Annotated in this window: 7 protein-coding genes; all 7 read right to left on the bottom strand. The window is 58.1% G+C overall.

Going from position 1 to position 8,796, the window contains the following annotated elements; translation table 11 throughout:
- Nucleotides 1-297: 297 nt before the first annotated feature.
- Complete coding sequence (locus MRBLSP13_RS15165; RefSeq protein WP_363736933.1) at nt 298-1,077, bottom strand: cyclase family protein; 780 nt, start codon at nt 1,075-1,077, stop codon at nt 298-300.
- Nucleotides 1,078-1,138: 61 nt separating this feature from the next.
- Complete coding sequence (locus MRBLSP13_RS15160) at nt 1,139-2,638, bottom strand: purine-cytosine permease family protein (RefSeq protein ID WP_363736931.1); 1,500 nt, start codon at nt 2,636-2,638, stop codon at nt 1,139-1,141.
- A 111-nt stretch (nt 2,639-2,749) separates the two neighbouring features.
- On the bottom strand, nt 2,750-3,931 hold the full coding sequence (locus MRBLSP13_RS15155) for a cytochrome P450 (RefSeq protein WP_363736929.1): 1,182 nt from the start codon (nt 3,929-3,931) through the stop codon (nt 2,750-2,752).
- Nucleotides 3,932-3,997: 66 nt separating this feature from the next.
- Nucleotides 3,998-4,378, bottom strand: a complete 381-nt coding sequence (locus tag MRBLSP13_RS15150; RefSeq protein ID WP_363755365.1) for a DoxX family protein — start codon at nt 4,376-4,378, stop codon at nt 3,998-4,000.
- A 170-nt stretch (nt 4,379-4,548) separates the two neighbouring features.
- Nucleotides 4,549-4,941 carry a RidA family protein gene (locus tag MRBLSP13_RS15145; protein WP_133655157.1) on the bottom strand — a complete coding sequence of 131 codons (393 nt, stop codon included), beginning with the start codon at nt 4,939-4,941 and terminating at the stop codon, nt 4,549-4,551.
- 494 nt (nt 4,942-5,435) lie between these two features.
- Nucleotides 5,436-7,829, bottom strand: coding sequence for a TonB-dependent receptor (locus tag MRBLSP13_RS15140; protein ID WP_363755363.1), 2,394 nt, complete (start codon nt 7,827-7,829; stop codon nt 5,436-5,438).
- Between the two features lie 176 nt (nt 7,830-8,005).
- A partial coding sequence (locus MRBLSP13_RS15135; RefSeq protein ID WP_133655159.1) for a M24 family metallopeptidase occupies nt 8,006-8,796 on the bottom strand: 791 nt, incomplete at its 5' end.

Genomic DNA, 8,796 nt, shown 5'->3' with positions numbered 1-8,796 from the left:
CGCATCCAGCAGCCGCCGGGCCATCGCCTGCCCCATGCGTCCAAGACCTATGAAAACTACCTTCATTACAAAACTCCGTGTCCACCGCGCCCGTCCATCAATGCGAGCCGTAATAACCGACAACCGCCGTCATGCGATGACCAAGCTCGTCGACCAGTCCTTGCGCATGATGTCCATGACAGTAGGCCGGAGGGCGCACGAATTCTGATCAATGCACCATCATATCAGGCGATGCACCAAGGCTGTCTCATGCAAACCTGGCATAGATCCACCAGGCGGCCGCTTGCATGGTGCGGCTTAACGCTCGACCAACGCCAATACGCGCAAAGGACTGCCCGAACCGTCCTTGATCTTGAGCGGCGGCGTGATCAGCATTGAGCCAGTGGGAGGCAGGAGATGCAGGTTTGCAAGGCTCGACAGGCCAAATTTATTGCTTCCATGCATGTAGTGATGGCAAGGATTCGGCTGGGAAAAGGTGGCGCCCTGGCCAGCATCCGTTCCTACAGGTTCGGTACCGATGCCGATAACGTCGCGCTCATGTGCCAGGAATTTCGCAACATCGGGGTGGTTGCCCGGCCAGTGACCGCCATCCTCGCGCATATTGAGAAACCGATCGGTATAATTGCGGGATGACCATCCCGTGCGGATTAGGGCCCAAGAACCGGCGGGAATACGGCCATGCTCGGCTTCCCACTTCTCAATGTCGTCCATGGTGGTTACAAATTCTTCGTCCTCCCCCGCGCGCTCGGAAACGTCGATCACGCAGGCGGGAGCCATGAACTTCCTGACCGGAATCGTGTCGGTCGCGCCATCTTCGTAATGCCGGCCCGAAATCCAGTGCACCGGCGCGTCGAAGTGCGTCCCGGTATGTTCACCACAGTGAATATTGTTCCAGTACCAGTCCGGCCCGCGCTCATCGAAACGGGAGATTTCCTCCAATCGGAAAACCTGAATTTGCTGGGCGAACTGGTCAGGCAGTTTGAAGATCGGTGTGCGCTCCTCCAGCGTATGGGTGAGGTCGATGATCTCCACCGACCCGCTTAAGAGAGCCGTAGCCAATTGGTTCAGTAATGACATGGATATTCTCCCTTGATATTCGGTCGGTCTGTACAGCTTTTCTCAATCAGCTTCGAGGTCGTCAGGAGACCTGGCTTGGAGACGCTGCGGGGGCGCCGTCCAAAATAGTAACCGGATCATCAATGGCCTCGGGAAGGTGGCCAGACCCCCTCCCCGTCGGCTTCAGGACGGTTGTGCGCAACAGCGGATAGAGCAGGATCGAGATGATGAGGGTCGTTATCGCCTGGATCGGCAAGATACTCGCGAGGACATAGTGGGCCATGAAGGCGGAGACGAGCAGTGTCACGACCCCTGCCCAATTCACATTCTCCGGCTCTTCCTGAACAGCCTTCGGCTCTCTTCCGAGCAATGTTTTCACAATATAATAGTCAGCAACGACAATTCCGGCAAATGCCGTCACCAGCACTCCCAATATCGTCACCCAGGAATCGATCAGTTCGAGAATGCTTCCATAAAGCATCAGGAGCCCAATGACGTTTGCAAGGACGACAAAGGTCAACCGCCCCATTCGCAAATTAAGTGCATCGAACAGGTTGGAAAGGGAAAGCGAAGCCGCGTAGTTGTTCAGAACCTGCGTCTTGCCCTGCGCGAGAACCAGGAGCCACGCCCCCATCGCTCCTCCCAGCACCACGAAGGCCGCTACAATGCTGTCCGGGCTTTCGAGCGATGCTCTCTGTGCTGCCTCATGGGTCATTCCGGCAGTCTGCGTGTAGAAATCAACAAGTGCGGGGCCGCCAGCATACATGATGATGCCGCCAAGCCAGAGCATCAGGATATCCAATGACAGGAGACCAATCAGCGTTGAAATCCCCACATCCTTCGATCGGCGGGCGTATCTGCCGATGTCCGCGCCGAACATCGCCATCCCTCCCGCTGATCCGATCAGGACATTTATCGCGAAGATGAACCTGCCCGTGGAACTATCGGCGCCCATGCCCTTGAGAACATCGTGGGAGAACTGGGGACCGAACGAAACAAGGCTTTCGACCGACCGGTCGCCGTTGGAGACCACGAGGTAGGTGATATAAGCCAGCACCACCAATGATAAAGTGAGGGTTATCGACGATGCGCGGGCGATCAGCTTGAACCCGTAGGATGTCAGAACAATCCAGAGAATCGTCATCAACCCATAGATCAGGATCTTCGTGGTCAACGTATCGGAAAGCTTGAAGTAGAATAAAAATCCTCGATACAGCAGTGCATTCTCAAGAGCGAGGAAGCCGATGATCATGAACGAATATATGATCGAGGATATTATCGACCCTTTCTTGCCGAACCCGAAATATCGCGACATGACCGTGCTGGAGAGGCCGGTACGATAGGCGACATGGGAACTCGCCCAGCTCAGGGGCCAGCAAATCAGCATCACGATCAGGCCCGCGACAAGTGCGGCCTGGAACCCCGCGACAAATGTCACCAGCGCGCCAAAGAACAACTGCACCAGCGAAACCACCACGCCCGCCGTATTCCACGTCAATGCCAGCCATCCCTGACGCTGATCGTCGGGCACTCGTTCCAGGGCATGGTCCTCGATGGTTTCGGAGAGACTGTTGTCACTCATGGCCGCATTCCTTCGGGCAGGGTTGCTCTTTCATATCGCATATCTCTTAGCGGACGAAACCACAGGCTATTGGTCATCCTGATCACGAGACATGGCCAGCCCGCTTCCCCTTCACTGCGCGGCATGCGCGGTCAGCTTGAGCGATTTGTAACCGCGCAGGACATTGTTCGAGATGCGCTCCGCCTCGTGCAGGTCGAACCGTTCGACCCGGCGGATCAAGGCGGAGAGCAGCGCCGAGATTTCCATCCGGGCGAGATTGGCACCCATGCACATGTGGATGCCGTGGCCAAAGCCCAGCTGCTCGTTCGCGCGACGCGTGATATCGAACCGCTCGGGGTCTTCCCAACGCCGTTCGTCGCGATTGCCCGACGCATACATCACCAGGACCCGCGCACCCTTGTGAAGGCGCTGGTCTTCCACCGAGAAATCATCCGTCAACACGCGGGAAAAGCCCTGTATCGGACTTTCGACCCGGATCGCTTCATTGACCGCATTGGGGATCAGCGTCGGGTTCGCACGCAGCTTGTCCCATTGATCGGGGTTCTGGGCAAACAGGGCGATCGCGCTGCCCGTGGCAAGGATGGTGGTATCCAGGCTCGGCCCCAGATAGTCGCCCATCACCGGCCCGACCTGTTCGGGCCTGAGTTCGCCGGCCTCGACCGCTTCGTAGAGTTTGGCGACCCAACTGCCCGGCTTCACCCGATCGGCGGTGCAACCGCGGGCATAGGTCACCATTTCATCCACTATCGGGAGCGCGGTTTCCGTCAGTTCCAGACCCCGTGGCCCCAAGGAGTTGAACACCGCGCCGGCCCATATGAGCATCCGTTCACGCCCTTCCTCGGGCAGGCCGACGAGTTCAGAGACCACCGTGACCGGAAGATATGGCGCAAGTTCGCTCGCGGCATCGAAATCGCCCTTGGCCACCAGGCGCTCGACCAGATTTTCGGCGAGATCGTAAAGTCCCTGACGCAACTCGGTCAATCGGGCGGGGGTAAGCGGCCGGCTGACGATCGAGCGCAAGGTGCTGTGGTAAGGCGCATCCGTATGAAGCGTGCTGCCCGCAATCGCCTTGTTCATCAGGTCGTTCATCGCGACGCCGTCCCCGGACGCGAACAAGGTGTTGTTCTTCAGCGCCCCCTGCACATCCGCAAACCGCGCCATGAGATAGAGGTCGTATTTGGGAAGACGCACGATCGGGGCCGTGTCCCGGAAAATGCGATAATTCTCGTATGGATTGGCAAGCGCCTCCGCCGAGTAGATATCGATGTCCACGTCAGGAATATTGAATGCCATGTCGTTACTCCGGGAATTACTTAGGGGTGTCAACGATCTGCCCGGCTCGGCGATCGCCTCCACGCCTTATGCCGGGCTGTGAAGCGCGACGATGATGCAGCACAAGCCCCAGAACATGTGGAACTCGCAGCCGCCCAGGTTCCAGAACCAGCGCCCCTTGGAGACTTTGAACGCCGCCATCCCCGCGCAGATCATGAAGATGCCGCCCAGCCACGCCGCGTAGAATACATAGATCCCCAGCACCATGCCGAGCAGCGCGAGCGTCTGAACGACCAGCGCGGTCCGCACAAAGATCCATGCAGGCTTGAGCCCGGCAGTCTCAAAAAATGCGAAGACAGCGTCCTTGACGGTAAACTGCCCGATAATATGCGGAATGAAGAGGAGGCCGCATATAATGCGAAGCTGAACTATGGCGTCCGTGAGATCCGGAAAAACGATGGCGTTCACAATACCCTCCCAGGCATGACATCAAAAGCAGGATCAAAATAACAATGTTCTCGATCTCCAGAAGCTCTCCGGCGCACAGCCTCAACTTGGCAACATCAAGGCTTCACCTGCTTCCGATGCCTGCATTGCCCCCGACCGGCATGTTTGCGGCCAGGGGCAATGCAAAGCGATCAATCGACCTTCGCCGCGATGGCTTCCATCTCTACGACCCAGTTGGGATTGGCGAGCGCCGACACCACAACCCAGGTCGAGGTCGGCAGGTAACCTTCAGGCAGATACTTCTTCCGGTGTGGGCCGACAAAGCGGATGGCGCTTGCATCGGTCGAATAGACGTTGAGGTGAACCAGGTTTTCCGGACCCATGTTCGCTTCGGCGAGAATGGCCAGAACGTTCTTCCAGATTTCCTCGTGCTGCGCCTCGAAGCCCTCAGCCAGCGTTCCATCGGGCCGGATGCCCGCCTGTCCAGCGATCGACAGGATGCGCGCACCGGCCGGAATCTCGACCGAATGGCTGTACGGCCCCACCGGGTTGGCGATCGACTGGGGATTTCTAACTACAAACATGATATCCGTCCTTTGCAAAATGAAGGGTTTGGGATTGAAGATCGGGTTTAGTTGCCGTGCGGTCGTCCTCTAACCACCTGACAATGGGACCAGGCGAATTGCCCTCTCCCCGCAGCGGCCCCCAACGATCTCTGGAATAGCAATCAATATGTTGATCAGCGAGTGGCTGATCCGCAGGTTTCCAGGGCGATCGGAAGCCATCGCCGTTCAAGGAATCGCGGTAACTAAAAGATCTAAAGCGGCGATCTGATTCAGTCGGATCAAAAGCAGCTTCAGGTGCCAAGGGCGCGATGATCCAGCGGCCCAGACCGAGGAACCCGAACCCCCTACCCTTCCATTCGGAGGCAGGATCAGAGCTGTCAGTCGGGGAGTGCACCATGGCATATCCTTGCTGGTCCCGGCACATCATCATGTCCCGACCGGTCCGGTAACCGGCCGGGACATTCGTCGAAGTCAACTACACACTAAGGCGAGACCCCATATGCATGAGGTAATCAAAAATTGTACCGCGCACCGAGTTGGAAGAAGCGGGGCGGCTTGTAGGAGACCGCGTTGCAACCGCACAAGGTCGCGAGGTCGAAGCCCACGACCCCGGGGTTCACGTTGGTCAGGTTCTTGACACGGAAGTTCAGCTCCCAATTGTCGTTCGACCAGCCGATCCCGGCATTGACCATCACCGCCCTGCCGAACTTGTCTCCGTCGAAATTGCGGAGGTTGTAGTAGAATGGGTCAGTATAGCTCGCGTCACTCTGGACCGACAGCTTGCCGCCGAAAGCCTGCCATTCATATCGTACAAAGGCATTGCCCTGCAGTGGCGGCGCATAGACCGGCTTGACATCGCGCACGATCGGACCTCCTGCCCGAAGCGGCACATCCTTCACCTTCGCATCGAAATAGGAAACGGAAAGACCGACATCGAGGCCCCTGACAGGCGATGTAGCGAGGCTGGCCTCGCCACCGTAGGTTCTGTCATCGGCATTGATGACGACGCCACCGACGCCCGCGAAGAGGAATGCCTGATAGTCCTTGTAATCATAATAGTACACGGATGCATTGAAACGCGTTACCTGATCGGGGAACGTATATTTGAAGCCGCCCTCGTAATTGGTAAGAATTTCCGGCTTATAGGGGATGAGGCTTAGAGGCACCGGATAGGCACCGCCTGGATTGGTGGCGTTGTAGCTGCCCGCCTTCACACCACGATTGACGCCTGCATAGATGAGCAGGTCCGGATTGACCTGGAAATCGAGCTGGACCTTGCCGGCCCACAGTGTCTTGCCGGACTTGTCGGCGTAAGGCATCGGTCCATTCGGGCCAAATACTGGGCCGATGACGATCGGCGTCCCGCTCTGAGGCTGCAGCGCGGTCTGGACGGGCCAGATACCGTGGAAGAAGTCGTACTTCTTTTGCTCGCGAATGATCCGCGCGCCCGTGATCAAGGTCAGCCGCGGGGCGATGTGCCAATCCAACTGGCCGAAGGCCGAGTATGAATTGGTTATCAGGTTCGCGTTGACACCGACATCGAAAGGTGCCGGCGTCGACGCAACACCACCGGGCGGGAACCTCAGCGCCGAGTTTGAACGGCTCGTGATGTGAAGATAGTAGAGACCGCCTGTCCAGTCGACGAGGTCGCTCTTTCCTGTCAACCGGACTTCCTGGCTGAACGTGTAAGCGCTAACGCCATTATAACCGCCAACCAGGTTAGTCGGGCTGCCTTCGATATCCAACAAGCTGAACTTGAAGAAGTGCTTGTAGTCAGTCACCGACGCCAACGTGACGCCGTCGCTCAAATCGAACTCGCCGTTGAGGTTAACGCCCCAGGTCCGGATGTGATTCCCCTTACGGAATGAAAAGTCTTGCGAGGTCAGCGGGCCTGAGCCGTCCGGATCCTTGTAGCCGAAGAAATCTCCGCCAGCGGCCGCCCGACCGAAACTGTCGCCAAAGACGCCGTCGTTGTTGAGGTCCGATCCATAATCCTGACCGTTCGCGCCAATCGAGGCGCGAGTCTCTGTGGGCGAGGCGTTGATCGTGTTGATCTGCTCTCCACCAGCGTTGAACACTGCAATCGTAGGCTTTGATTGATAAGGGGACGTCGCCTGAATGGTCCTTGCCCCATTCACCGAGAGTAGCACCCGTACCCCGTCATTGGGCTCGAACAAGGTGGTCATACGCCCGGCCAGCGTGTTGTCGTCGCCCAGATTGGCACCCGCGCCAGGGCCCGGCGACCCGCCGACGGCATCGAGCGGATAACGGTTGCGCACATATCCTTGCGCCTTGTTCCACATGACAGCGAAGCGCGTCGCCAACGTGCTGCTGATAGGCACGTTGATCGCCGCTTCACCATGGAATGCGCCGGGCGATCCCGGAGAATCGTACATCCCGTAATTGACGTCGACAAAGCCTTCGAACTTGTCCAGATTGGGCTTGCGCGAGATGTAGCGGACGAGACCGCCGGTCGCGTTGCGGCCAAACAGCGTGCCCTGCGGCCCCTTCAGCACTTCGACGCGGTCGATGTCGAACAGGGCGAAAGTCTGCCCCTGGCCGATCGCGATGTAACCATCGTCGAGATAAACCGCGTTCGGCGCTTCGGTGATGTCGCTGAAGTCATTCTGGGTGACGCCGCGGATCGTGTACTGGCTGTTCTGGCCGCCAAGCGCGCCGCCGATGTGCACGCCGGGCGTAATCGCTGCGATCTGGGGAGAATCGGTCACATTGAGGGCGCGCAACTGGTCGCCGGAAAAGGCGGTGATGGCGATACCGACCTTCTGGATGCTCTGCTCGCGACGCTGCGCCGTCACGATGATCTCGCCCGACAAGGCCGAGCCGCCCTTGTCGGCGTGAGTTGATTGATCCTGCACGGAAGAGGCGGCCGGCGCATCCTGCGCCAACGCAGGACTGGCAAGCGCACCAACCGCAACTGCACAAAGCAAGGTTGCCCGGATTCGAAGATCTTTCCTCATTATTATTCCCCTTTATGACGATAATAATATGCAACTCAGCCCTGCAAGATCCTTTTTTGTTCTAATTACCTATCCATCAAATCAGATACTTCACTCCAAACCTATCAGATCACCTCGCCGCCGGGCAACTGGATCTCGTTGACGCCCTTGGCAAAGCTGTGACCGTTCCAATATTGCTGCCCGGCCACCAACAGATCCTGCGCCGGAAACTTCGTCAGAAGCCGCGGACCATCCTTCGTGACATGGATCTCTTCCTCGATCCGGGCCGCGGTCGTTCCGTCTTCGGAAGGCCAGTAGGTCTCGATCGCAAAGACCATCCCTTCCTCGATCGTGATCGGGTGTTCGATCGAGTGATAGCGGCTGATCAGCGGCTGTTCCCACAGGCCAACGCCGATGCCATGCGCATATTGCAGCCCGAATGCTTCTTCCTCGTTCGCCATCCCGAATTCCTGGGCGGCCGGGAACTTCTTGGCGATATCGGCCGAAGATGCGCCGACCTTGATCTCCGCAATCGCTTCGTCGAGGATTTCACGCGTCTTCTTGTACACGTCCCGCTGCTTGCGGGTCGCGCCGCCAATATTGATCGTGCGGTAATAGCAGGTGCGATAGCCCATATAGGAGTGAATGATGTCGAAATAGGCCATGTCGCCCGGCCGCATGTAACGGTCCGAGAACACATGGGGATGCGGCGCGCAGCGTTCGCCCGAAATCGCGTTCACCGCCTCCACATTCTCCGAACCCATATTGTAGAGCACGTGATTGACGACAGCGACGGCCTCGCTTTCCTTGACGCCCGGACGCAGCACGCGGAACAACTCGTCATAGGCGGAATCGACCAGGCACGCGGCGGTCTCCAGCAACGAGACCTCGTCGATCGACTTGATGACGCGGGCGC

The sequence above is a fragment of the Sphingobium sp. LSP13-1-1.1 genome, from assembly GCF_040676415.1.
GTDB lineage: Bacteria > Pseudomonadota > Alphaproteobacteria > Sphingomonadales > Sphingomonadaceae > Sphingobium.
The sequence above is the reverse complement of the archived record's forward strand: the minus strand, read 5'-3'. Positions and strand labels throughout refer to the sequence as shown.